The organism is Pedobacter sp. SG908 (genome assembly GCF_011759615.1).
Classification (GTDB): Bacteria; Bacteroidota; Bacteroidia; order Sphingobacteriales; family Sphingobacteriaceae; genus Pedobacter; species Pedobacter riviphilus.
Window position 1 is genome coordinate 3,036,746 of record NZ_JAAOYY010000001.1, and the last position, 26,377, is coordinate 3,063,122.

Below are 26,377 nucleotides of genomic sequence, written 5' to 3' on the forward strand. Positions count from 1 at the left end.
TTTTAGCCGCCAGCCACAGCACATCAAACCATGAGTAAGTTTTTATACGGAATCGATTTTGGAACAACCAATTCGGCACTTTCCATTTATGATGAAGAAAAGAAAGAAATTGTAGATACGATTTCTATCCCTTCATTGATTTATTTTACAGAAGTAAAAAGTCTTGTTGATGGCGAAAGCCATATTGTTGGCGAAAAAGCAATAGATGCCTACCTGAGCGATGGCATGAAAGGCCGTTTTATCAAATCCATCAAACAAATCCTCTCGAGAACTACTTTTACCGAAACCCGTATCCACAATAAAAGATATACAGCATCCGATCTGGTAACGTTAATTCTTAAAGATTTGAAAGCGAAAGCTGATCAGATTATTGGTGAAGATTGCCAAAAAGCCATTATAGGCCGACCGGTTTTCTTTGATGACGACAATACGATGAAAGATACCCTGGCACAAACCAGGTTAAAAAAGGCAGCAGAAAGTGCCGGTTTTACCAATGTCCGTTTTCAATTTGAACCTATCGGTGCAGCCTTTGCCTACGAAAAAACCATCAGTAAGAAAGAACGCGTTTTAGTAGCCGATTTAGGTGGAGGTACAACAGATTTTACCTACCTGATTCTCGATCCGGATAAAGTTGGCAGCAAAGACCGTAAAAACGACATGATTGCATCTGGCGGTATCTACATTGGAGGCGATAGTCTTGATTCTGCATTTATGTGGGATAAAGGCACACCATATTTCGGAAAAAACACCCTATATGAGGCTACACCTGGCAAAGTTTTAAATGTACCTAAATCGCTTTTTGCAAATATTTGCACCTGGGATAAAATGAACTTTTTTAATGGTTTAAAAATCCAGAAAGAGATGGAGGAATATTATTATTACTCAGGAAACGATCCGAAATTTAAAAACCTGATCACCTTGATCGAAAACAACCTGGGTTATTCCCTGTTCAGATCGATAGAGAAAACTAAGATTGAACTTTCTGACCAACTTCATTCTACCTTCGCCTACAGCAATATGGAAATCGAGATTAATGAGAATATTTCGCTCGGGCAGTACAATTCCATCATCGAAAAAGACATTGATAAAATCGATACTTACCTGGATCAGTTTATGGAAACATACAAAATCAACCCTGCTGACATTGATTGTTTGTTTTTAACCGGAGGAACATCGATGGTTTCGGCCGTACAAAATCTGTTTAAATCCAAATTCCCACACATTCCATTAAACTCTGGCGATAATTTTAAAAGTGTAGCCAAAGGACTAGCCTATAGCGGTTATCTGTTTGAGGATTAATTATACAACCTGTCATTCTGAACGAAGAACCCTAGGACGCTGCAAGAAGAAATGCTGATTTGGATTTGGAGCGCTTTGCCTGTATAAAACACTCCCTTTCTTCCCGTTTTTCGCTTTTACGCTTCGCTTCCTCGTACCTCGTTGCTGCAGGGTAACGCTACAACCGGGGCTAGGTGGCTAATTCACTATTTCATTTTTAGGGTTTGCAAGTTGCAGAAACCCTTGTTCCTAAACCAGATTGAGCGGAATAGCCCGCAGCGCAGCGAGGACTATAAGCGAAAGCGGGACTGAAGCTGCCAAGAACCACCGGATGCTCATTTCCTCATTTTAAAACACTAATATTTCGGCCAGCGACGACAGAGGCCAAGGGGAACATTTCCTAATGCCTATTGTATTAGATATTACCAGCCGACATGTTCTACCCGCACAAAACACTCATTTTCTTTACGTTACTTCACCACCTCATCATCTATTTTTCAATTTCCGACCATTCAAAGAGCGGATTTTCTGATGGCGTTTTAGCCTGTTTCATTAAAGCATAGAGTACTTTAACTGTTTCAGGATTTTTTGCCGCAATATTATTCTTTTCGCCGATATCAGCTTTTAAGTTATACAGTTCTAACTTTTCGGCAGTACCTTTTTCTTTAAAACGGATCAATTTCCAATCGCCTTTAGTTAAGGCTTCTTTCAAACCGCTTTCATTAAACTGCCAGTAGAAATATTCATGTTCTTTAACTGCTTTTTTGCCACTTAATAATGGAGAGAACGATAAGCCATCTATATTTTTGGGTGATGTTGTACCCGTAAGATCATCGATCGTTGGCAATACATCCCAAAATGCCCATGGCGTAGGATTAACCTGCCCCGCCACAATTTTGCCAGGCGCTCTTACAATCAGTGGTATGCGGATCCCTCCTTCGTACAAATCTCTTTTTACGCCCCTAAATTCGCCACTACTGTTAAAAAATACCGGATCAGCACCACCTTCTTTATGCGGGCCATTATCACTGGTAAAGAAAATGTAGGTATCGTTATCCAAACCTAATTTTTTGATCAACGCTACAATAGTACCTACATCGGCATCAAGCTTATTTACCATTGCCGCAAAAGTAGCATGCGGCTGCGCCTGACTGTTGTAGTTTCCTTTTTTCTCAAAAGGAGTTTCGGGCGGAAATTTACTCGAACCATCTGCATGCTGGAACCTCTTCAATAGTGCTGCAGGTACTTTTAACTCCGCATGTGGAACTGTTAACGGCAGGTATAAAAAGAAAGGCTGATCTTTATTGGCATTAATAAAATCAACAGCTTTATTTACAATCAAGTCTTCAGTATATTTTGTAGTATCAACAGGTACTTCTACTGTTTTACCGCCAACAATTTCGTACAAATGGTTAGTGTAATAATGGTGTGCATGCGATTGATCCAAGTATCCATAAAAACTATCAAAACCTTTTAAATGTGGCGCACCTTTGCTGTCTTCATCACCTAAACCCCATTTACCAAACATACCTGTTTTATAGCCGTTTTCTTTTAAGCGTTCGGCGAGGGTAGTATCTTGCGCACGTAGCGCAGCAAGGCCATCTTTGGCTTTTGCATTACCTCTTATCCAGGCGTGCCCCATGGTATAACCCGTCATCAGCGCACACCTTGAAGGTGCGCAAACGGTATTTCCAGAGTAGAAACGTGTAAACTTAATTCCTTCTTCGGTAAGCTTATCCAGATTTGGCGTAGGGATTTTAGAATTCGGATTAAAGCTGTGTACGTTACCATAACCCAAATCATCGGCCAGTATAAAAATAATATTGGGTTTCTTTTTACCTTGTGCCTCTACAGCAATAAAACTGGCCATTAGCATAGCAAAAGCTATAAATTTGAATGCATTTAGTAAAGAAAAAGATTTCGTAAACGCTTGCTTCATCATGATTATATTTTTGGTAAATATAATTTTTTTCAAATAGACTATAAGTTTACTAGTTTTTTTATTTACTCGTGCAAAACCAACGCAGATACCGAATTGTAAATTCTGAAATACAAACATGTAACATATTTAAGAATATTTTTCTTCTTTAGACTAAGATTTTATAATTTAGCAGACGTAAAAATTGGTGCGGCTGATAAAATAGATGCAGTAAGCAAAACTTTACGCGTTAGGCGCGAAAGCAATTAATGTGGTGAGGTCTGGAATACCTGTTCATCTAGAAGAGATGAAATCAAGCTGATGAACATTTCTTTGGCAGACGCACCAATTTTTCATTCAATTTAGGTTAGGCGGCTAAATTGTAATACCGAGATGCCTTTGTGCCGCCTAAAACTCGTACTAAAATTGGTGGTTTGTTCAAAACCCAATAATTCAGCTATTTCATCAACTGTATAATCACTATGAAGCAACAATTCTTCGGCTTCGCGCATAATACGATCTTTGATGAGCACTGTTAGGCTTTTCCCGAGCACACGATCTAAAAATTTATTTAATTTACCTGAACTCATGCCCATGCCTTCTGCATAAAATTGAATGGACCTTTCTTGCTTATAAAATTGTTCTAAAATTGCCCTAAACCTTAATACCTGCTGTAAATCATCTAAAGTTAAAGCAGCAAGATAACCATCTAAACCAGCTGTAAAACCCAGAAATAGCGATAAGTATTGTGCTAAAAAGGGCATATCTTTTTTAATATTGATCTCTCTTTTTAGCTGATCGAGTAAACTATAAGTTTTAATTGATTTGTGCGAATCAAGATCCCTGAAAGATAAATTTAAGAAGAGATTCTTAGCCTGAGGATCTAAGTGCTGAAGTAAAAATTCTGCATACAATAAACTACTAAAACTTAGCCAATAACCTGAAGTAATTTCTCCATCGAGCCTAACCAGGCCTTCTTCCGGAATAAAAAAAATCCTACCTTTTAACAGGGGATAATCGCCAGAATTCATACATAAAAAGCCATTTCCCTCGCGTACAATCAACATACGCATAGGGTATATTGCATGCAATGCATGTTCTCTTTTAAAAAAACCGTTAATTGGCTCTAGCTGTATCATAAAAACTTAAGGATAAACAACAGTAAGATCAAATTTATCAGATTTGGTTACAAGTTGCTAAAATAAATTTATTATAATGATAAAATGCTATCTGCAATACGGGTTAAACATCAAATCGCTAAATCATCATCAATCTTTCGGTTCAAGAATCAACACATTTATTGCAATTGATAATGTTTGATGCAATTCAAAAGAAACTTTTATCCCCCTTCTTAAATTAAATCCATTTATTAAGCCGTTTTGATAAAATAGAACTTCTTCTCCAATATCGCTCATGATTTTTCCAAAACCCTCATTTTCATTATAATATTCTATTGTACCCTTTGCGCTTGTCACCATTTTTCGACACTTTTGTATTAACTATTTGTTTAGCTCATCAAAAAATTGTGCCAAATAATAAATAGGCTGACAAATAATAGGATACAAGAAACATTCCTTAATACCTATTTTACACAGATAGCACAATTACCTTAATGGCCTCTACACCATTCTGCGTAAATTCAATATCAAACTGAACAATATTATTAGGTTTAATTGGATCGACCACACCGTGGGCAAAAACACTTACTTCTCTCCCTCCATTTGATGGTGTAATACTGCCAACACCTTCTTTTTGGTTATAAAACTTTACTGTACCTAACCTCATCGAATTACTGAATCAGTTTTACATTAACTGCAATAGAACCTTTTTTCCCTTGTTCGATTTCGAACTCTACCCGGTTATTCTGACTTATTTTATCAGTTAAACCTGTAACGTGAACAAAAACTTCTTCCCCGTCTTCTGTTATGATGAAACCAAAACCTTTAGATTCATTATAAAATTTTACTGTTCCCTGCATTTTGATTTAGATTTTAAACCATAAACATACAAAAAAACAAAAAGGTTTACTTATTAAATAGATTTCCATACTAAATCGATAGATCAAGCAATAACTAACGATGATTTTAGTGTTGACATAACCAAAACATATGTAAAAAAGCCAAAGACAGAATTTATAGCTTTCCTATTTTTTATATATGATACACTCAGCATTAATAAATAAATAGGATTTGAATAAAAACATCGATAAAAACAAGCAATATTTTACCAGTATCGAAATTTCGATTGGCATACAATAAGCTGTTAGTCTATATTTATCATTGCATAGTCCAGCAATCCCTAAATTAATAAGGGACTGATGTAAACACCAAAAATGAATTCTGTTTTTTTATTCGGATACCGAATTTTGCCGCATCATCAAAATAAACCATTCAAGGAGAAAAATTTCTCCTGAAAAAGTATTTGAAAATTGAACTAACCCTTTTTTCCGCTAAAAATCACAAAGAAAACACTAAAACCACCTAAAAGGAAAACTATTCCAAGAATCAAATTTACTTTATCGCCCATTCCGTAATTTACAGATTAAAATGACAATGACAATAGTCTGACATAAAATAAAACTTAGGGTTGTACGATTTTAAGCTAGATTACTTTTTCATGCAGGTTCTGATGGGTTTGATTTTGTAATGATATAAGCTGATCATTAACCCCGATTTGCAAATTTTAAATCTCTCCGGCCTAAAATACTCGAGCCCCCGTTCGCATAAATTTTGATACAATACCACTACCTATAAAACTATATCCTATATTTAATAAAAATCCATTAACCAAATAAATGAAAACAACTTTTACCCTACTGTTATCTGCTATTGCATTAGTATTTATATCGGCAACTACACTAAACAAAAACATTTACGAGCGTAAGGCTTTCGAATTTTTTCCTAAACATAAAATAGACACACCAGATCAGGACCGCTTTGTAAAAGTTACCCTGGCACAAGGAGAATTTACTGAACCTACCGAAATGACCATCCTCCCTAACCTGGATATTTTGGTAGCACAGCGCAGAGGTGAAGTATTGATTTATAAAAATCAGACTAAAAAAATTAAAGAAGCAGGCAAGCTTGATGTTTATTTTAAAACGAGCACTCCAGGAGTGAATGCAGAAGAAGGTTTGTTGGGCATGGCTGCAGATCCAAAATTTGCGGTTAATAAATATATCTACCTTTTCTACAGTCCGTTTGATAAATCGGTAAACCGACTATCCAGATTTAAGTTAATAAACGATCAGATTGTAAAAGAATCAGAAAAGATCGTTTTAGAATTTTATTCTCAACGCGAAATCTGCTGCCACACCGGTGGATCTATTGCTTTTGGATCTGATAATTTACTGTATGTTTCAACAGGCGACAACTCTACTCCTTTTGATGCACCTAAACAACAATATGTAAATAAAGGCTATGCCCCGCTCGACAACAGAAAGGGATTTGAACAGTACGATGCCAGGAGATCGGCTGGAAACACCAACGATTTACGGGGCAAAATTTTAAGGATTAAAGTAAACGAAGATGGAACTTACAGCATTCCTGATGGTAACCTTTTTTCTAAAAACGATCCAAAAGCCAGACCAGAAATTTATGTTATGGGGAACAGAAACCCTTATCGTATTTCTGTTGATCAGAAAACTAACTTTTTATACTGGGGCGAGGTTGGGCCTGATGCAAGTAATGATGATGATTTAAGAGGTCCTAGAGGCTACGATGAAGTAAACCAGGCCCGTAAAGCGGGTAATTTTGGTTGGCCCTTATTTATTGGGAATAACTATCCTTATAAAGCTTACGATTATACCAATGGAACAAATGGGAATGCATTTGATCCTGCAAAACCAATTAATAACTCGCCAAACAATACGGGATTGGAACAACTTCCGCCAGCACAACCTGCTTATATCTGGTATCCATATGGCGAATCGAAAGAATTTCCACAGGTTGGTGCAGGTGGCCGCACGGCAATGGCCGGTCCGGTGTATTATGCCACGGCAAATTCAGCATATCCGGCTTATTATAACGGAAAACTGATCATTTATGAATGGGTACGTGGATGGGTTAAAGCAGTTACGATGAATGCGCAGGGCGATTACCTGAGCATGGAGCCCTTTATGTCTAAAGTCTCTTTAGCAGCACCTATTGATATGGAATTGGGGCCTGATGGTAAATTATACATCCTCGAGTATGGCAAAGGATGGTTTACCAAAAATCCTGATGCTGCAATTACCAGAATCGATTACCTGAAAGGCAACCGCCCACCTTTAGTTGTAAGCCTGAACATTGCAAAAACCAGTGGTTTGCTCCCATATAAAATGACGGCAACTGTTACCGCTAAAGATCCTGATGGTGATCCTTTAACTTATGTATGGAACTTAGGAAAAGGAATAACCAAAGTAACCACTACGCCAACGCTCCAGTATACTTTTACTAAAGCAGGTGAATATCCGGTAAACGTTACCGTAATAGATAATAGTAAAGCCTCGGCAAAGAGCCAGGTAATACCGGTTTTTGCAGGTAACGAATACCCAATTGTAAATATTGACTTAGCTGGAAATAAGAGTTTTTACTTCCCGAATAAACCGGTTGATTATAAAGTTTTAGTAAGCGATAAAGGTGCTAAAGTGAATAACAATCGTATATACATTTCAAATACTTATACCGAAGGAACCGATTTAGCAGGCGCACAATTAGGGCACCAACAGGCCGCACAAACTATGATTGGCAAAGTACTAATGCTAAAATCTGATTGTAGTACCTGCCACAAAGAATCGGCTGTTTCTATCGGGCCAGCCTTTGAAAAAATTGCAGCAAAATATAAGAACGATAGTAAAGCGGTTGATTATCTGGCTTCAAAAGTGATTGGCGGTAGCCACGGCGTATGGGGAGAAGTACCAATGCCTGCACATAGCACTATGAAAGAAGCTGAAGTGAAAAAAATTACGGAGTGGATTATGACTTTGGGTAATAAGGAAGCTGTTAAAGCATCGCTCCCAACTTCTGGCAAAATTGTTCCGTCAGCAGCTACTGATAAAAAGAAATCGGTACTAACCCTGAAAGCAACTTATACGGATGCAGGTGCTGTGGGTTTAAAACCTTTAACCACTACAAATGTCATCAATCTTAAAAGCAGTATCATTGATGCCGATGATATTAAAGATTTTGGAGGTTTTCAGCGAAAAGATGTTTTTGGAGGTGAAAAACTTGTCTTAACTAAGGATAATGGCTGGTTAGCCATTAAAAATGTCGATTTAACCGGCATTTCGGGCTTTGGTTTTTCTTTCTTAAACCTTGATCAAGGTGCTGATGGAGAAATTGAAATCCGGTTGGATGATAGTAAAGGCATTATGATCGGAAAATCTACTTTTAGAAAAAGTATCCCGATCAATATGCTTTCGGATGGAAAATTTCATTCTATTTATTTTATATTCAAAGAATTAAAAACGAATGACAAAAAGAATAGGCCAATTATCCAATCGATAACAGTAGAGCCGAAATAGGTCTATAAATAAAATTATTTTGATGCTGCGTCATTCCCGCGAAGGGGGGAATCTTAATGCAAATAGAAAATACCACTAAAGCATTAAGATTCCCAATCAAGTTGGGAATGACGCATACTACAAAGTATTACTCTCCAATTAAGCACTTCGGGTTTTTTATTGTAAAAAAATGCCGATTAATGCCCTCCATTAAATCAGCAATAATATCTTTGCAGCAAATCCCGATGATTTACATGCAAAACATTAAAAACATTATTTTCGATTACGGAAACTTAATATTTGATATCGATTTCAGAATTGCTCAGGCTTCTTTTCAAAAATTGGGTATTACCGATATTGAAAATTTCTTTGCCCACAAAGCACACAATAAACTATTTGATGATTTTGAAACAGGTGCAATTTCTCCTGCTGAGTTTAGAGCAGGAATTAGAAAAGCCGCAGGAAAGCCAGAATTAACCGACCAGCAGATTGATGATGCATGGAACAGCCTTTTAATTGGAACCATACAGCAAAACCACGATTTATTGCTTGAAGTAAAAGAAAAATACCGTACTTTTTTGTTAAGCAACAACAACGAAATCCACTACGACTGGATCATCAATTACCTGCAAGCAACCTTCCAGATCAATAATTACGATGATTATTTTGAGAAAGCTTATTTCTCCCAGCACATGAAACTGCGTAAACCCAATACCAATATTTTTGAACAGGTATTAAAGGAAAATAATCTCTATCCGGCCGAAACCTTATTTATAGACGACAGCCCTCAACATATTGAAGGCGCCAAAAAAGTAGGATTAAATGCATTATTAATGACCGAAAAACCGGCACAACTGGGCGCCTTTTTAAAAGCGAACGGAATTTTGTAAATTAGTATATGTCGGAAAAAAAGTTTAAGTCGCTAAAAGAGTTCTACCCTTTTTACTTATCAGAACATAGCAATACCACATCGCGTATTTTACATTTTATCGGTACCGGATTGGTTTGCCTCGCTTTCTTTACTGGCTTTCTTTTTCACAATTGGCATTTCTTTCTGGCCATACCCGTATTGGGATATGGTTTTGCATGGGTTGGGCATTTCTTTTTCGAGAAAAACAAGCCTGCTACTTTTCAATATCCAGGTTATAGTTTAGTTAGTGATTTTATCCTTTTTTACGACCTATTAACGGGAAAACAATCTTTTGTAGTAAAGAAATAGTTTTCAGTAGTTTAAAAAACTACCTTTCAACATAAACTCGATTGAAGCGGCATCCCCCAATCCTTCATTGGGGATATAGCGCAAAGCGAGGTTGCATGTTCCGAAGGACTACTGCATGTTCATTTCCAAAAAAATAATGATAATTATAAGATATGAAAGATGCTGATCCCGATGCAAAATCGGGACAGTATGACGATGCGAAAACAAAAACAGTTGGCAATTTTCAATTGGCAGTATCAATTACCACCCAAAACTGAAAACGACCAACTGTGAACTGAAAACTGAACTACAGTTTCCTTCTTTTTAATTCTCTTTCAATCAAACCTAACTCACGGCCTGTTTGTCCGGCCACCGAAGTATTTTCTTGTGCTCTTCTGAATAAATAAGGCATTACCGCTTTAATTGGTCCGTAAGGAACATATTTTGCCACATTATAATTAGAATCAGCAAGATTAAAGCTTAAGTTATCACTCATCCCCAACAACTGGGCAAAATATACATGAGGATGATTATGCGTTATATTTTTTTCCTCCAAAAGGTAAGTTAATAAGCGGCTGCTATCTTCATTGTGCGTTCCGGCAACAATGGCAATGTCTTCAATATGATCAATACAATAACGTAAAGATTCATTGTAATCGCGGTCTGAAGCTGCCTTATCTGGCTGAATTGGCGAAGGATATCCCATTTCTGCTGCACGTTTACGTTCTTTTTCCATATAGGCACCCCGAACCATTTTCACGCCCAGAATAAAACCATCAGCTTTGGCAATCAAATGGTCGGCTTTCATATCGGCTAACTTATCATGACGGTACATTTGGTAAGTATTGTAAACAATAATCCGTTCACGGTTAAATTTACGCATCATCGCTAAGGCCAATTCATCGATTGTATCCTGAATCCAGGTTTCCTCAGCATCGATCATAATTGGTACGCCTTTATCGAAAGCTGTTTGGCAGATCATTTCGCAACGTTGTTTTACCTTTTCGTACTCAGCCACTTCACTGGCATTTAGGGTTTCTTTAGCATCTAATTTTTGCAATAAGGCAAAACGGCCAATTCCGGTAATTTTGAAAACCGTAATCGGAATTTTAACATCACCATCAGCACGGATAATGGTACGGATAATTTCGGCACAGGTTTCGTCAAAAACCTGCTCTTCTTCTTCTCCTTCTACCGAATAATCTAAAATGGTGCCTACACCGCCTTTATGTAGTTGTTCAATGGCCTTATCACATTCCGCAATGGTTTCGCCACCGCAAAACTGCTGAAAAATAGTTGCTTTAATAGCGCCTTGGATCGGCAAACCGATATTTAAAAAGAAGTTTGTAATGGCCGGACCAACTTTAGTAAGAAAATTACTCCCGATCATTTTAAAAAGCCAGTATGCTTTTTTTAGTTCGTGGTTAGATTTTTGACGGAAAGCTATTTCCGTGTTGTCGAAATTTGGTTGTTTGTTGGGGGATAAGTCCATTTTTACTTTAATAATAAGTCAGATTGGTGCAAAATTATAAAAAGCATTGGTTGTTAAAACTAAAAACCTCTAAATAATCGTATTTTTGCAGAAAATGATACAATTCAAATTAGAGGGCGAATTTATTCCATTAATCCAACTGCTAAAAGCAAGTGGATTGGTTGGCAGTGGCGGTGATGCCCAAACCGTTGTTGAGGATGGTTTAGTAAAAACTAACGGTGAGGTCGAATTCCGCAAACGCTATAAGGTTAGAGTTGGAGATATTATTACTTTTGGCGAAAATAAAATAGAAATTATTTAATGGAACCACTAACCAGCGCAGGCCACACCCTTTATTTCGAAAGCAGTTTAACAGCACTAAAAACACTTTTAGAAAGCAATAAATACAGCAAAGTTTTTGTACTGGCTGATGAGCATACCAGCGAGATCTGCTTACCGCTATTCCAGTCACTTTTAGATGATTTTTCGGAATTTGATCTGATCGAAACTTCAGCAGGAGAAGAAAATAAAAATATTGATTTTTGTATCGGTATCTGGAAAACCCTTTTGGATTTTGAAGCCGACCGCAAAAGTTTGATGATTAATTTAGGTGGTGGCGTGATTACCGATATGGGTGGATTTATTGCTTCAACTTATAAAAGAGGTATAGATTTTATCAATATACCCACTACCCTTTTATCGCAGGTTGATGCTTCGGTAGGTGGCAAAACAGGGATCGATATCGACAATGTAAAAAACATGGTAGGTACCTTTACCTTGCCACAAATGGTTTTTATCGAAACTGCATTCTTAAAAACATTACCACAGCGCGAGCTTTTATCGGGCTTTGCCGAAATGATTAAACATGGCTTGATTTATGATAAGCCATATTACGAAAAATTAAAAGAAAGTAATTACTTAACCCCTTCGGCAGAAGATATTTATAGGTCTGTAGAAATTAAAAACGAGGTGGTTACTATCGATCCGCATGAAAAAAACCTGCGTAAGATTTTAAACTTCGGGCATACTATTGGGCATGCCATAGAAGGTTATTCTTTAGCAAATGACGAGAATCCCTTAACACATGGTGAAGCCATTGCCATCGGATTTGTTTGTGAGGCAGCTTTATCAATCAAAAACAGCACGCTAACGAAAGCGGAACTGAATGATATTAGCGGATATATCCTATCGTTATATCCTAAATACCAGATTAAAAAAGAAAGCTTCGATACCCTTTTAGAATTGATGCAGAGCGACAAAAAGAACGAAGATGGAAACATCCTCTTCTCGCTTTTAGAAAGCACAGGTAAATGCACGTTTAACTGCCGTGTAAGTACAGCTGATATTTTAAGCAGTTTAGATTATTATAACAGTTTATAAAATGAATTTTACCGGAAGTGATATTTCTGTTATCGGGCTATTTGGTTTCGTAATCGTTTTAACCTTGGTTGAAATGTATTTCAGCTATGCGCACGACAGAAAATTATATACCAAACGCGATACCTGGACGAACATTTACCTGATGACGGCCGCTATTGTGATTAATTTAGCAACAAAAACAGGCACTTTTTTTCTACTGCAATACTGTTATCAATTCCGTTTGTTCCAAATCCATAACATTTGGCTTTACTGGTTTGTTTTGATTTTAGCACAAGATTTCCTATATTGGTTTTTGCATACAGTTGGCCATTACGTACGCTTTTTCTGGGCGATGCACGTTACGCATCACTCATCTGAACATTTCAACTTAACCACCGGATTCCGTTCAACCGTTTTCGAGCCATTGTACCGTGTTTTCTTTTATTTGCCCTTGGCTTTTATGGGTTTCACCGCTGTTGATATCCTTTTTGCCTACCTGGTGACCCAAATTTATGGCAACCTGGTTCACACACAGTACAACATTAAGCTTCCCAAATGGTACGGGTATATTTTCGTAACGCCATCACACCATCGCGTGCACCATGCCAGTAATGTACGTTACTTAGACAAAAACATGGGTATGGTTTTAATTCTTTGGGACAGATGGTTCGGCACTTTTCAGGAAGAGTTACCAGAAGATGTGGTTAAATACGGTTTAACTACTCAGCCTGAAGATACTGGTGCGGTTAATATTATTTTCCACGAGTTTATTGCATTGAGTGCTGATGTTAAAAAAGCGCCAACTTTTATGGATAAAGTGAAATACATTTTTAATCCGCCTGGATGGAGCCATGATGGAAGCACTAAAATTGCTAAAATTATGCAACAGGAATTACGTGAGGAGGAACAGAAAAGATATGAAGCACTGCAACAGGACAAAGTAAAAGGGCTTAATGATCGAGGAGAATTAAGTTCTACAGGATAAAAATAATCTAAAGGTCTGTGTCTCCACAGACCTTTTTTGTTAATATTTCATTTACTTTTTTAGCCACAGATGCACACAGATAAACACTGAAGAATTTTAGTATTCGAAAAATCTGTCATTCCCGCGCAGGTGGGAATCTTAATACTTTTGCATTAAAATTCCCAATCAAGTTGGAAATGACGATCTCGCGCGACTGATCATGTCTAATCAATTTTCTAACCCTAACCATATAAAAATCCGTTTTTAAGCCATTTCAAGAAGCAAAAAGACCCATCAATAAACTAGTCCATTTTTAACAAAATTAAATTTTATTAAAAATATTTTCAATTTCCTATTGACAAATTAAATTTTGTTACTACATTTGGCTCAACAAAAAAAGAAATGCAAATTACAAACACATATTACTTTGGTTACTTTTACTATTTTAGTGAGAGCCGGGGCTAATATGCAAAAAGATATATAACAATATTAAAATGTATAAAAAAGTCCCGGCAAACAGCCGGGACTTTTTTGTTTTAACGCAAAAATGGAAACGACAAAACGAGTAGCAATTCAGGGTATCAAAGCATCTTTCCACGAGGAGGCCGCCTACAAATTCTTTGGTAAAGACATTGAAACTGTTGAGTGTAATTCTTTTAAAGAAACCTGCGACAAACTAGAGCAAAACGATGCCGATTTCGTAGTAATGGCTATCGAAAACTCTATCGCCGGCAGTTTATTACCAAACTATACACTGATCAGAGATTTTGGTTTTTCGGTTGTGGGTGAGGTTTACTTACCTATCCAATTGCACTTAATGGCATTACCAGGTGTAAAGTTTGAGGATATTAAAGTGGTTACCTCACACCCTATTGCCATCCGCCAGTGTATCGATTTCTTTTACGATTATCCGCACATTAAAATTGTAGAGAGCAACGATACTGCTGCCTGCGCAAAAAGGATCCAGGAAGAGCAATTAACCGATACCATGGCCATTGCAAACAGTTTAGCTGCAGAACTTTACGGTTTGAATATTTTAGAACGCCGGGTAGAATCGAACAAGAAAAACTACACCCGTTTTCTGATCCTTAAAAAAGATAAAACAGACGAAGGAAAGAAAATAAACAAAGCATCAATCTGTTTCCAGGTTGGCCACAAGGCAGGCTCACTGGCAACGGTGTTAAATATTTTCGCAGAACAGGATGTAAGCCTAACAAAAATACAATCTATGCCTGTTTTAGGTAAAAGAAACGAGTATTACTTTTACGTCGATTTAGAATGGCCAAGTACCGAAAAATATGATAAGGCCATTAGAAAGGCATTAAAATATACATCGAACTTTAACATCCTGGGTGAGTACCAGAAGAATGATAAAGTATAAAAGAGTTAACCAAAACAGTTTTAACAAACAATAAAAAATAAAGATCAGGTAAGGTATCTTAATAGAACAAAAAAATGGAAAAGAAGAGAATTTTAATAGTTGGGCTTGAAAGAGATGAAGTAAGTACTATTAAAGAAAACTTGGGTTTCGAGTACCTAATTGTTCATTATTATATGCTGCCAAATATAAAATTAATTGAAGGTGAGCTCTTTGTAGAAAGTAGCACTATTCCAGGCAAATATTTACTTGTAGATAAAGTAATATTTCATGGAATATTTGAAACTGATTTCGATTTCATAACCCTATTGGCACTTTGGAACGGACCATGTTTACCTAATGCTACAGGCATGATGGATTTGAGAAATAGAATTCCAGGTTTAGTAAGGGCTTTAAATGTTTCAAAATTTAACGGAACTAAAAGAGGTATGCTAATAGGTGAGCAGGAATACTTTTCGGATAAAGAAGTGGTTGCAAAATGGGGAATCTGGCATTGTGGAGAAGATAAAAACAAGTTCGTTGGAGAATGGAAAAGCACTGAAACTTCTGTTATTGAAGAATTTATTGAAGGAGAAGCTGTTAGAATTATGCTTGTTGGAGATCAACACTGGCAAATAAGGCTTACAGGCGAAAATTGGTTAAAATCAATCCACAATGAAGGTTCATGGGAGATGGATGTAGATGCTGATTTACTTCAGGACACTAAAAACCTGGCCAAGCATTTTAACCTGCAAACAGTTGGCGTAGATTATATGATTGGATCAGATGGACAAAAACATTTATTAGAAGTAAATCATATCCCCAATGTAACGGTTTTTCCATTCATTAATAAAGCATATATCAAGTTCACAAAAAACTGGATACAACAATCAGTCAATCGATTTGAACAATTAACAGGTTAACAAAAAAAACAACAATTTTCAGTTGGCAGTTTTAACCCAACAATAAAAACAATACAACAATTAAACAATCGAATTACAAAATATTACAATCCATAAAGTCATGAAACTTAATTTAAACATCCAACCATTAAACACCTGGTTAAACGTAAACAACGAACCATTAATCATTTCTGGTCCTTGTAGCGCAGAAACTGAAGAGCAATTATTAACTACAGCGCACTTATTGGCTGCTACCGGTAAAGTATCGGTATTGAGAGCTGGTATCTGGAAGCCACGTACCCGTCCGGGAGAATTTGAAGGTATCGGAAGTATCGGTTTAGAGTGGTTAAAACGTGCTAAAGCAGAAACTGGTTTACCAACGGCTGTAGAGGTTGCGAATGCAAAACACGTTGAAGAAGCTTTAGCAGCTGGTGTAGATATCCTTTGGATTGGTGCACGTTCTACTGTAAATCCTTTCACCGTTCAGGAAATTGCTGATGCTTTAAAAGGCCATGATGTTCCGGTATTGATCAAAAACCCGGTTAACCCTGATTTACAGTTATGGATTGGTGCAATTGAGCGTATCAATGGCGCAGGAATTACCAAAATCGGTGCTATTCATCGCGGTTTCTCTTCATTCGAGAAAAGTTCGTTCCGTAACGAGCCAATGTGGGAACTTGCTATCCAATTAAAAACGCTTTGCCCTGAATTACCGATCATTAACGATCCAAGTCACATTTGCGGTAACCGCGAGTTAATCCCTTACATTTCTCAAAAAGCATTAGATTTAGATATGCAGGGTTTAATGATCGAATCTCACGTAGATCCTTCAGTTGCCTGGACAGATGCTAAACAACAAGTTACACCAGCTGCTTTAGCTGAATTGGTTGACCGTTTAACTGTTCGTGAACCAGAGGTTGCAAACGAAGCTTCTGCTGATAAATTAGCCGAATTACGTAAGTCAATCGATAAAATTGACGATATCCTATTGCAGAAATTAGGCGAACGTATGTCTATCGTAGCTAAAATCGGTGAATTTAAACGCGATAACCAGGTAACTATTTTACAGGTTAACCGTTGGGATGCCATTATTCAAAAAGGTCAGGCTTTTGCAAAAGCATTAAAATTAGATTTAAACTTTACCGAAAAATTCTTAGAATTGGTACACGGTGAGTCGATCCGTAAGCAAACTGAAATTATGAATGCTGGTAAAGCTGAGCAAGGTATTGCTGCAGAGCAACATACCGAAGTTAAAGCATAATAAAGGTGGAGGGTTGAAGGTTGAAGATGGAGGGTAAAACCAAAGCTGAAAACCAAATGCCAGGAATCTAGCATTGCTGTCATCCTGAGCCTGTCGAAGGACTTATAATTATTTCGACAACTCAACATGATATTAAAACAAATATAATGTGGTGTCAGATGGAAACATCTGACACTTACATTTGAGCATAAAACAGAATAAAATGTCGAAAAACGCCTTAGTTTCTTTTAAAGGAACCAAGAATATTAATACGGAAATCCAATTAACAGGCTCGAAAAGCGAATGCAACAGGGCTTTAATTATTAGCGCTTTAAGCAAAAAACTGGTTAAAGTTGAAAACCTTTCTAATGCTGCCGATACGGTAACCCTAAATGGTATCCTTAATAATCTTGAAGAAGAATTAGAAGTAGAAATCCAGGAATCAAAAACAGTTGATGTTGGCCCTGCAGGAACCGCTATGCGTTTCTTATCGGCTTATCTTTCGGCTAAAAACGGCAATTTCTTACTTACCGGGACCGAACGCATGAAACAGCGCCCAATTGGTATTTTGGCAGAGGCTTTAAAAACCATCGGCGCTGATATTTCTTATGCAGAAGCTGAAGGTTTCCCTCCTTTGAATATTGTTGGTCCTTTAAATCAAAAAACTGCTGAAGTTAAAATTAAAGGTGATATCAGTAGTCAATATATTTCGGCCTTGCTGATGATTGCTCCTATCCTACCTCAGGGTTTAACTTTAGAAATTGAAGGCGAACTTACCTCTAAACCATATGTAGATATGACTTTAGATATGTTGGCTGAAGTTGGCATTGCGCATTCTTGGAACGGAAATTCAATTTCTATTAAACCACAGGCTTTTAAACCAGGCAATTTGGTTGTAGAGCCCGATTGGAGTGCAGCATCGTACTGGTATAGCATTGCAGCATTAGCTGATGAAGCAGAAATTAGTTTACCTGCATTAAAAGAAAAAAGTTTGCAGGGCGATAGCCAGATCAAAAATATCATGAAGATTTTTGGTATTGCTACCAGCAAAACCGATAATGGAATTGCCATTAGCAATTTAGGGCTCACTTTAGATACAAAAGAAGTTCTAGACTTAAAAACCTGTCCGGATTTAGCACAAACTATTGTAGTTATTGCAGCAGCTTTGGGCAAAAACATGGCCTTTACAGGCTTAGAAACCTTAAAAATCAAAGAAACAGACCGTATTGCAGCCCTTCAGAACGAATTGGCGAAAATAGGTGTTACTTTTACAGAAGATAATCTGGTTTATACTTTAAACACAGACAACCTTCACTTTCCTGATAAAGTTACTTTTGCAACCTACGAGGACCACCGTATGGCAATGGCTTTTGCTCCTCTTGCCCTTTTGATCAACGAAGTTGAAATTGAAGAAATGCAGGTAGTAGAAAAATCTTATCCTTATTATTGGGAAGATTTGAAAAAAGCGGGATTTGATGTTAATATCAAGTAGCAAGAAGGAAGTATCAAAAACCAAGTATTAAGATTGGGTGTTAAAATCCAATCAATAATTTAATCAATCTATAATTCAATCAAAAATAATGGCAGGCAACTCATTCGGACAACTATTTCGCATTACAACCTTTGGCGAATCTCATGGCGTAGCCATTGGGGTAATTATTGATGGCTGTCCGGCGCAATTGGATATCGATATGGATTTTATCCAATCAGAACTTGACAAACGTAAACCAGGTCAATCCAAAATTACCACTCAAAGAAAAGAAAGCGATACCGTTCAGATTTTATCGGGTGTATTTGAAGGGAAAAGTACCGGTACGCCAATTGCACTTTTAATTCCTAACGAAGATCAACGGTCAAAAGATTACGGTCATAATGTAGATGTTTACCGCCCCAGCCATGCCGATTATGTTTACGATGCAAAATATGGCATCCGCGATCACCGCGGTGGCGGCCGTTCTTCTGCCCGCGAAACTGCTGCCCGTGTAGCTGCAGGAGCCATTGCAAAACTATTTTTAAAGCAACAGGGCATAGAAATTTTCGCACACGTAACTTCAGTAGGCACAATAGAAGCCCCTAATTTAGAAAGCAATGATTTATCAGCTTTATTGCAAATTAGAGAAGAAAATATTGTACGTTGTGCTGATCCTGCAACCGCACATGAAATGATTGAGTTCATAGATTCAGTTAGAAAAGATGGCGATACCGTTGGCGGAAAAATAGGCTGCATAGTAAAAGGCTGCCCTGCCGGCTTAGGCGAACCTGTTTTTGATAAATTGCATGCCGATTTAGGCAAAGCCATGCTAAGCATTAATGCCGTTCATGGTTTCGAATATGGCTCTGGTTTTGCCGGAAGCGAATTAAGAGGATCACAGCACAATGATATCCCTCAGCCAAAAGCTGCTGATTCGAAAGTTTTTAAAACCACAACCAATTATGCTGGAGGTATTTTAGGTGGCATTTCTAACGGAATGGACATTACCTTTAAAGTGGCATTTAAACCTGTAGCAACCATTATGCATAACCAACAAACCATAAATGCAGCTGGCGAAGCTTCGGAGATTAAAGGTAAAGGCCGCCATGATCCTTGTGTGGTACCTAGAGCAGTAGTAATTGTTGAAGCGATGGCTGCACTGGTTTTAGCTGATCAGTTTTTAAGAAACAAAGCAAGCATTATTTAATTTTTGTTAATGAGAACCATCACCTTCTTATTGCTATTAATCAGCATGAATAGCTTTGCACAAAGTTATGCTGAACAGATCTCAAAACATCGTGAAACCTATAAACAGGATTTCATTAAAGATGGGCGGTCACCGCTCAAGAAAAGCGACCTGCAAAACCTTCACTTTTATGATGCAGACAGTGCGTATAAAATTTTGGCTGATGTAGAAATACTGAAGAATGAAAAGGTTTTCAAAATGCCTACTTTTAACGGCTCTAGTAGCGATTATTATAAATATGCACATGTAAATTTCGTTCTGAATGACAAAAAAATTCAGATGACTTTATATAAAAGTGTTTCTTTATCAACCAACCCAGTTTATAAAGACCACCTCTTTCTGCCTTTTACTGATGAAACTAATAATAAGGAAACTTATGGAGGAGGCAGGTATATCGATCTAGATGCAAAAGAAATCGTAGATAATCACATCGAAATCGATTTTAATAAAGCCTACAATCCTTATTGTGCCTATAGCGACGGATACCGTTGCCCTGTACCACCAGAAGAAAACGACCTACAATTGGCCATAAAAGCTGGCGAGAAATTATACACTGGCGAAAAGAAACATCAAAAATAAATTTAACTTTGCGTTATTGATAGAACTTTAGCTAGACTGTATTATAACCTATATTTTAGCGTAACTTTAACTAAAAATACCTGTTCTATAAATAAATTATATATCCTATATCTAAATGATGTACAGCTGCTTAATTGTTGATGATAATGAAATTGAAAGAGATGCAATAGAAATGCATCTTAAAAAAATTCCATCATTAAATATTATTGCTGTTTGTAGTAATGGTATAGAAGCTTCCCAAATTTTATCAACCACTTCTGTGGATATTGTTTATTCTGATATTGATATGCCGGAGCTTTCAGGTATGGATTTATTAAAGAGCCTAAAAAAGCAGCCCTTATTTATTTTTATCACGTCATTTAGCGAATACGCGGCAGAAAGCTTTAACCTGGATGCCCTGGATTTTATTGTTAAGCCTGCAACATTCGAGCGCATATTAAAAGCTACCAATAAAGCAATCGAATATATTGAATTGAGGAAACAAGTAAATAAACTTCCTGCTGAAAATTTAAACGACTACGATAAAAAAGACGATGATTATTTCTTTTTTAGGGAAACAAAAGGCATAACCAAGCTGAAATATAATGATGTAATTTATATTGAAAGTATGGGCGATTTTTCAAAGCTGTTTACCAGTATCGATAAACATGTTATTTTGGTAAGCCTAAAAAATCTAGAAAAACAACTGCCTTCGAAAATTTTCTCAAGGGTACACAAACAGTACATCATTAATATCAACCACATTGCAACCTTAACCAATCATGAGGTTCATTTAGATCATAACTTTCTGGTTCCGATAAGTGCCACTAACAGGCAGGAATTATTGGAAAAATCAATTGACAAGAAAATTCTGTCTAGATTTTTAAAATAAGTTATTTCTGCAAGATTATTTTAAAATAACTTCCACCTTCAGGATTAATATCAGCGCTAATTTTACCATCCATCATGCTAATAAAGGTTCTGCAGAGCAATAAACCTAAACCAGTACCTTTTTCTTTATTTGTACCCAAGGTGCTCATCCCCGCACCTAAATAACCTGGCTTATTAAAATGTTCCACCTGTACAGGGGTTAAACCGATGCCTGTATCCGAAACTTTAATTTCTAACGCATTTCCAACAGGACGAGCACTAGCTGTAATGGTACCACCATTTGGTGTAAATTTAATTGCATTACTTATGATATTGCGAATAACCAGTATGAACATGTTCGAATCTGCTTTACAAAATGTTTTGGCTGGCACTAAATTCTGAATAGCCAAATGCTTTTGATTAGCGTTATCGTGCAAAGAAAGAATAACGTCATTAATCAGCTCATGAACGTCCAATGATTCTAAGTATGGGTTAAAACCCTGCATCTGGCTGGCTGCCCAATTGAGAAGGTTCTCCATCATTGTGGAGGTATAAGTGAGGTTATTTTTTAGTGACGCAGCGTATCTGTTTAATTTATCCTGCTCAATATTTCCACCTTCTAACAACTGCATAAAGGAAATTAATGAATTAACAGGTGTACGCATATCATGGCTTACTACACTAAAAATGCGGTCTTTAACTTTACTTAACTGCTCTAATTCCCGTTTTTGCGTATTGATAATCTTATTCAGCCTGGTTGTTTTCCGCTGGTTAAAAAATATAACAACAGCAATAATCAGAATAAGTGTTGTGGCTATGGTAAGGAATAATTTAACACGTTCATCAAATTTAATCTGTTGTACCTGTTTACTAATCTGCTTATCCTTTATCCCGGCGGCTAACTTTGCCTCAAATTTAGCATTAGCAAATTTACTATCCTGGGCCAAACGCTGGATATCGAGATCAGCTTTTGCTTTTTGAAAAGTTAGCAGACCCAATGCTTTTTCTTTATCACTCAATACTAATTGTTGCCTCTTTAGTGCAAGTTCCTGTTGTTGTCTTTTTAACTCCCCTTCTGTAAGTTTTTGCTTCAATAAATAGTTGCGCTCTTTAATGCCAAAATCGAGCTGCATTTGCCTTCTGGTAATTTCTTTTTCCTTTTCCTGGTCGAAAATTTTATCTCTAACAGCAATATACTGCCTGTAATAGGCTAAAGATTTGTTATAATCTTTTTGTTTTTCATATACGGCACTTAGTCCTAAAGTAGATTGTTTTTCAATATCCAGTAGTCTGTTATCTTCTGCAATTTTTAAGCTATTATTGAGTAATATGATTGCATTTTCAAAATCATTTTCTTTTTGGTAAAAGTTTCCCAAAGCATATAAACTTGAGGCATAAGCTTCTTTATCTTCTCCTGTTTTATTTAACTCAACCGATTTTTGATACGATTTTAACGCCGCATCCTTTTGTCCTATTGAAGCGTACAAATCGGCCAGATCTCGTTTAACGGTAGCTATTAAGCCCGTATCTCCAATAGCTTCTGATACCTTCAACGATTTGTTGTAATATGCCAAGGCCAGTTTTATTTTCTGGCTGGGCATTACATTCATCTCCTTTAATTCACGTTCTGAAGCTTCAAAATAATTGGTTCCGATCAGGCCATAAACAACCGCTACACCTCTAGTATTTTCGCCATCTTTAGCAAATACTTTTAGCGCCATGTTCATGTAAACCAATGCCTGACTCTGATTTCCCAAACTTTGGTAAATAGTAGAGATATTGGTATAACAACTGGCCATATCGGTTTCATTGCCCATTTTTTCGTAGATAGCTATGGCCTTTTGATTAACTTCCAGTGATTTAACATAATCAGGAATGCTGCTATATAAAGCGCCCAGGTTGAGGTAAGTACCCGCTACCATATCCAAATTTCCTACTGAAGAAAACTCATTAACGGCATAATTATAGTTTTCTTCTGCTTTTTGATAATCAGACCTTCCATGATACATTAAACCCCTCCGGTAATAAGCCATGGCAGAGAATTTTTTCAGATTTTTCTCATGCGAAAGCTGAATGGTTTTATCCACATATTCTTCTGCTTTCTCTACATTTTTCATCCGCATGTATTGGCGGTAAACCTCCGTCAATATTTTGATCTTAGTAGAATCTAATTTTAGATTCTTTAAATTTAAACTTAAAAGGCTATCCAGTTTTTTCTGCGGTGCACCCACCTGACCAAAGCTGGCTGTGCACAAAAATGAAAAAAAGAGGAACAGCATGCCTTTTTTAAAAAAACATGTTTTACTAACTAACTGAGCATTTACAAGATAGCGCTTCATTTTCAGATCAAACTAATAACTTGTTTTTATCGGAAAACACGAAAAATCTTGAAAACTACAGCGTTTTAAATCCGGGATGAGATAAAACATTCTGAAATAACAAAATAGTGTTTGATTTATAAAAGTAAATAAAAAACTGATCAATAGGTAACGAGTTTTTTACCTTTTCATCAAAATCTCAAATCATTTAAGCATAAACAAAATAAGAAACTGATTGTAAACCTTTTAAATTATTCAGATCATTAAATTTTATACCCTAGTTATTACTTTATTAAAAAAGTGAAGGATATTTTACTGGGTTTGCATCATGCATCATCTGGTAAATGGTTTCGATTACATCATCAACTGATGGTTTACTGAAATAATCACCATCCGATCCAAATGGCGGACGATGCGCTTTAGCCGATAATGTTTTCGGCTGACCATCTAAATGGAAATAACCTTTTTGTTCTTCCAGTACCTTTTGCAGTATATATGCAGATGCACCTCCTGGAACATCTTCATCTACAACCAATAATTTACTTGTTTTGGCAAGAGAATTTACACAAACCTGGGTAGTATCAAAAGGTAAAAGCGTTTGCGGATCTATAATTTCTACAGAAATACCCAACAAGCTCAATTCTTCTGCTGCCTCCTGAACAATTCTTAAAGAAGAACCATAGGATATTACTGTAATATCGGTTCCTTCTTCTAAAACCTCTGCTTTGCCTAATGGAACAGTAAAATCGCCAACATTACTAGGTAGTTTTTCTTTAAGCCTGTAACCGTTTAAACACTCAATTACTATTGCAGGTTCATCAGCCCTAAAGAGGGTGTTGTACATTCCGGCAGCTTGGGTCATATTTCTTGGTACGCATAAATGCATTCCTCTTAAAGAACCTAAAATCATGCTGATTGGTGAGCCTGAATGCCAGATTCCTTCCAATCGATGACCACGGGTACGTACAATAACCGGTGCTTTTTGAATCCCTTTGGTGCGATAGGAAAGCGATGCTAAATCGTCGCTAAGAACATTCAATGCAAAAATTAAATAATCAAGATATTGTATTTCGGCAATCGGCTTTAAGCCCCTCATGGCTAAGCCTATACCCTGCCCCATAATGGTCATTTCTCTAATTCCGGTATCGGTAATTCTCAATTCACCATATTTGGCCTGCAAACCTGCAAAACCCTGATTTACATCACCAATATTTCCTAAATCTTCTCCAAAAGCAACTAAACGTGGATCGCGCGCAAAGTTTTCGTTAAAACAGGCATTAAGTACTTCCCTACCGTCAACCATTTTCGATTGCTCATCATATGCTGCATTAACCACAGCAATCATATCCGGGCTTTCTTTACCGTCTGTGTGTAGTTTAGAGTTGTAACGGTCGTAATTAAACTTATCTTGTTGTTTATACCATGTTAACAGCTCATTGCGCTCCGGAGAGCTAAAACCAGCCGATAAACGTATCGCTTTTCGTGCAGCAGTATATACTTCCCGACGTTGTGCATCTGCAGTTGAAGCCAGATTTGCAGCAATTTTAGCCAGTTCAGGTTGATGTTTAGCTATACCACTAATTAAATCAACAACTTGTTTTTGTTCTGGTTTAATACTATCCAGAAACTCATTCCAGGCTTCTTTTTGTGCATTACGTACATAAACCTTTGCATCTTTTTCAACCGCTGCAATTTCTTCTTCGGTTGCTACCGCCGAATCGAGCATCCAGGCCCGCATTTTCAGGATACAATCATGCTCATTTTCCCAAGCCAAACGGTCTTTTGATTTGTACCTTTCGTGCGAACCAGAGGTGGAGTGCCCCTGGGGCTGAGTAAGTTCGGTAACGTGAATTAAAACAGGTACATGTTCGTCTCTACAAACATTTATTGCTTTTTCGTACACCTCGCATAAAGCTGGATAATCCCAGCCCTTTACTTTATAAATTTCATATCCCGGCTGATCAGCATCACGCTGAAAACCTTTTAAAACTTCTGAGATATCTTCTTTTGTAGTTTGGTATTTTGCCGGAACCGAAATGCCATAGGCATCATCCCAAATCGAGATGGCCATGGGGATCTGCAAAACACCTGCAGCATTAATGGCTTCAAAAAATACCCCTTCCGAAGTTGATGCGTTACCAATAGTACCAAAAGCAACCTCATTTCCGTTTACAGAAAAGTGTTTTAAGTAATCGAGCTCTTTATTCTGTCTGAATAATTTAGATGCATAAGCTAAACCTACCAAACGGGCCATCTGGCCACCTGTTGGAGAAATATCTGACGAGCAGTTTTTAATCTGCGTTAAATCGTTCCAGCTGCCATCTTCATTAACAGATTTTGTTGCAAAATGGCAGTTCATTTGCCTCCCGCCCGAAAATGGATCGGCTCCATCAGTGGGATTGGCATAAAGCTGTGCAAAAAATTCTTTAATAGTGGAAATGCCTGTTGCAAAGGCAAAAGTTTGATCGCGGTAATAACCCGAGCGCCAATCGCCGTTTTTAAAAGCTTTCGCCATGGCCACCTGGGGCACCTCTTTACCATCACCAAAAATACCAAATTTAGCCTTCCCTGTTAATACTTCCCTACGGCCTAAAATGCTGGCCTGCCTACTTTCAAAGGCTATTTTATAGTCGTTTATGACGATAGATTTAAAATCGTTAAAACTGAGTTCGGAAGCATCAATAGTGTTGGTCATCAATTTTTCATTCGGCATAGTAATCAAAGATTGGTTGCGGCAAATATATA

General features: G+C 37.2%; 22 protein-coding genes. 14 read left to right on the forward strand and 8 right to left on the reverse strand.

Annotated features, from left to right (window positions below; all coding sequences use genetic code 11):
• The first annotated feature begins 30 nt into the window (after nucleotides 1-30).
• Nucleotides 31-1,299 carry an Hsp70 family protein gene (locus FHT21_RS12425; protein ID WP_167294965.1) on the forward strand — a complete coding sequence of 423 codons (1,269 nt, stop codon included), beginning with the start codon at nucleotides 31-33 and terminating at the stop codon, nucleotides 1,297-1,299.
• Between the two features lie 469 nt (nucleotides 1,300-1,768).
• Here the strand turns inward: FHT21_RS12425 and FHT21_RS12430 are convergent, their stop codons facing one another.
• The 5 genes from FHT21_RS12430 to FHT21_RS12450 form a co-directional block, all read right to left on the reverse strand.
• A complete protein-coding gene (locus FHT21_RS12430) occupies nucleotides 1,769-3,220 on the reverse strand; it encodes an arylsulfatase (protein ID WP_243853982.1) in 1,452 nt (483 codons plus the stop codon).
• Nucleotides 3,221-3,558: 338 nt separating this feature from the next.
• On the reverse strand, nucleotides 3,559-4,335 hold the full coding sequence (locus FHT21_RS12435) for an AraC family transcriptional regulator (protein ID WP_167294966.1): 777 nt from the start codon (nucleotides 4,333-4,335) through the stop codon (nucleotides 3,559-3,561).
• A gap of 129 nt (nucleotides 4,336-4,464) precedes the next feature.
• Nucleotides 4,465-4,674, reverse strand: a complete 210-nt coding sequence (locus FHT21_RS12440) for a hypothetical protein (protein WP_167294967.1) — start codon at nucleotides 4,672-4,674, stop codon at nucleotides 4,465-4,467.
• 109 nt (nucleotides 4,675-4,783) lie between these two features.
• On the reverse strand, nucleotides 4,784-4,981 hold the full coding sequence (locus FHT21_RS12445) for a cold shock domain-containing protein (protein ID WP_167294968.1): 198 nt from the start codon (nucleotides 4,979-4,981) through the stop codon (nucleotides 4,784-4,786).
• A gap of 4 nt (nucleotides 4,982-4,985) precedes the next feature.
• Nucleotides 4,986-5,174: a cold shock domain-containing protein gene (locus FHT21_RS12450; RefSeq protein WP_167294969.1), complete on the reverse strand. Its 189-nt coding sequence runs from the start codon at nucleotides 5,172-5,174 to the stop codon at nucleotides 4,986-4,988.
• Nucleotides 5,175-5,990: 816 nt separating this feature from the next.
• Between FHT21_RS12450 and FHT21_RS12455 the strand changes: the two genes are divergently transcribed.
• The 3 genes from FHT21_RS12455 to FHT21_RS12465 all read left to right on the forward strand — a co-directional run bounded on the left by FHT21_RS12455 (nucleotide 5,991) and on the right by FHT21_RS12465 (nucleotide 9,897).
• Complete coding sequence (locus FHT21_RS12455) at nucleotides 5,991-8,699, forward strand: PQQ-dependent sugar dehydrogenase (protein ID WP_167294970.1); 2,709 nt, start codon at nucleotides 5,991-5,993, stop codon at nucleotides 8,697-8,699.
• 233 nt (nucleotides 8,700-8,932) lie between these two features.
• On the forward strand, nucleotides 8,933-9,568 hold the full coding sequence (locus tag FHT21_RS12460) for an HAD family phosphatase (protein ID WP_167294971.1): 636 nt from the start codon (nucleotides 8,933-8,935) through the stop codon (nucleotides 9,566-9,568).
• An 8-nt stretch (nucleotides 9,569-9,576) separates the two neighbouring features.
• Nucleotides 9,577-9,897, forward strand: a complete 321-nt coding sequence (locus FHT21_RS12465; RefSeq protein WP_167294972.1) for a DUF962 domain-containing protein — start codon at nucleotides 9,577-9,579, stop codon at nucleotides 9,895-9,897.
• A 286-nt stretch (nucleotides 9,898-10,183) separates the two neighbouring features.
• Here FHT21_RS12465 and FHT21_RS12470 read toward each other — a convergent pair whose 3' ends face one another.
• Nucleotides 10,184-11,368 carry a proline dehydrogenase family protein gene (locus tag FHT21_RS12470; protein WP_167294973.1) on the reverse strand — a complete coding sequence of 395 codons (1,185 nt, stop codon included), beginning with the start codon at nucleotides 11,366-11,368 and terminating at the stop codon, nucleotides 10,184-10,186.
• A 94-nt stretch (nucleotides 11,369-11,462) separates the two neighbouring features.
• On the opposite strand from FHT21_RS12470, the gene FHT21_RS12475 reads away from it, so the two are divergent.
• The 10 genes from FHT21_RS12475 to FHT21_RS12520 all read left to right on the forward strand — a co-directional run bounded on the left by FHT21_RS12475 (nucleotide 11,463) and on the right by FHT21_RS12520 (nucleotide 21,336).
• Complete coding sequence (locus tag FHT21_RS12475) at nucleotides 11,463-11,669, forward strand: RNA-binding S4 domain-containing protein (protein WP_090497219.1); 207 nt, start codon at nucleotides 11,463-11,465, stop codon at nucleotides 11,667-11,669.
• Nucleotides 11,669-12,727: a 3-dehydroquinate synthase gene (gene aroB, locus FHT21_RS12480; RefSeq protein WP_167294974.1), complete on the forward strand. Its 1,059-nt coding sequence runs from the start codon at nucleotides 11,669-11,671 to the stop codon at nucleotides 12,725-12,727. The genes FHT21_RS12475 and aroB overlap by 1 nt, the downstream gene beginning before the upstream one ends.
• 1 nt (nucleotide 12,728) lies before the next feature.
• Nucleotides 12,729-13,691, forward strand: a complete 963-nt coding sequence (locus tag FHT21_RS12485; protein ID WP_167294975.1) for a sterol desaturase family protein — start codon at nucleotides 12,729-12,731, stop codon at nucleotides 13,689-13,691.
• Between the two features lie 526 nt (nucleotides 13,692-14,217).
• Entirely contained in the window at nucleotides 14,218-15,051 is an 834-nt protein-coding gene (locus FHT21_RS12490; protein WP_167294976.1) for a prephenate dehydratase, read from the forward strand.
• A 74-nt stretch (nucleotides 15,052-15,125) separates the two neighbouring features.
• A complete protein-coding gene (locus FHT21_RS12495; protein ID WP_167294977.1) occupies nucleotides 15,126-15,950 on the forward strand; it encodes a hypothetical protein in 825 nt (274 codons plus the stop codon).
• A gap of 100 nt (nucleotides 15,951-16,050) precedes the next feature.
• Entirely contained in the window at nucleotides 16,051-17,190 is a 1,140-nt protein-coding gene (locus FHT21_RS12500; RefSeq protein ID WP_167294978.1) for a chorismate mutase, read from the forward strand.
• 202 nt (nucleotides 17,191-17,392) lie between these two features.
• Entirely contained in the window at nucleotides 17,393-18,661 is a 1,269-nt protein-coding gene (gene aroA, locus FHT21_RS12505; protein WP_167294979.1) for a 3-phosphoshikimate 1-carboxyvinyltransferase, read from the forward strand.
• Between the two features lie 88 nt (nucleotides 18,662-18,749).
• Entirely contained in the window at nucleotides 18,750-19,847 is a 1,098-nt protein-coding gene (gene aroC / locus FHT21_RS12510) for a chorismate synthase (RefSeq protein WP_167294980.1), read from the forward strand.
• A 9-nt stretch (nucleotides 19,848-19,856) separates the two neighbouring features.
• On the forward strand, nucleotides 19,857-20,465 hold the full coding sequence (locus FHT21_RS12515) for a DUF1684 domain-containing protein (RefSeq protein ID WP_167294981.1): 609 nt from the start codon (nucleotides 19,857-19,859) through the stop codon (nucleotides 20,463-20,465).
• A gap of 115 nt (nucleotides 20,466-20,580) precedes the next feature.
• Complete coding sequence (locus tag FHT21_RS12520; RefSeq protein WP_167294982.1) at nucleotides 20,581-21,336, forward strand: LytTR family DNA-binding domain-containing protein; 756 nt, start codon at nucleotides 20,581-20,583, stop codon at nucleotides 21,334-21,336.
• 1 nt (nucleotide 21,337) lies between these two features.
• On the opposite strand, the gene FHT21_RS12525 is transcribed toward FHT21_RS12520, so the two are convergent.
• Together FHT21_RS12525 and FHT21_RS12530 are read right to left on the reverse strand one after the other, a co-directional pair.
• Nucleotides 21,338-23,593, reverse strand: coding sequence for a tetratricopeptide repeat protein (locus FHT21_RS12525; protein ID WP_167294983.1), 2,256 nt, complete (start codon nucleotides 23,591-23,593; stop codon nucleotides 21,338-21,340).
• A gap of 331 nt (nucleotides 23,594-23,924) precedes the next feature.
• Nucleotides 23,925-26,345 (reverse strand): alpha-ketoacid dehydrogenase subunit alpha/beta, encoded by a 2,421-nt coding sequence (locus FHT21_RS12530; RefSeq protein ID WP_167294984.1) that lies wholly within the window; start codon nucleotides 26,343-26,345, stop codon nucleotides 23,925-23,927.
• Between the last annotated feature and the right edge of the window lie 32 nt (nucleotides 26,346-26,377).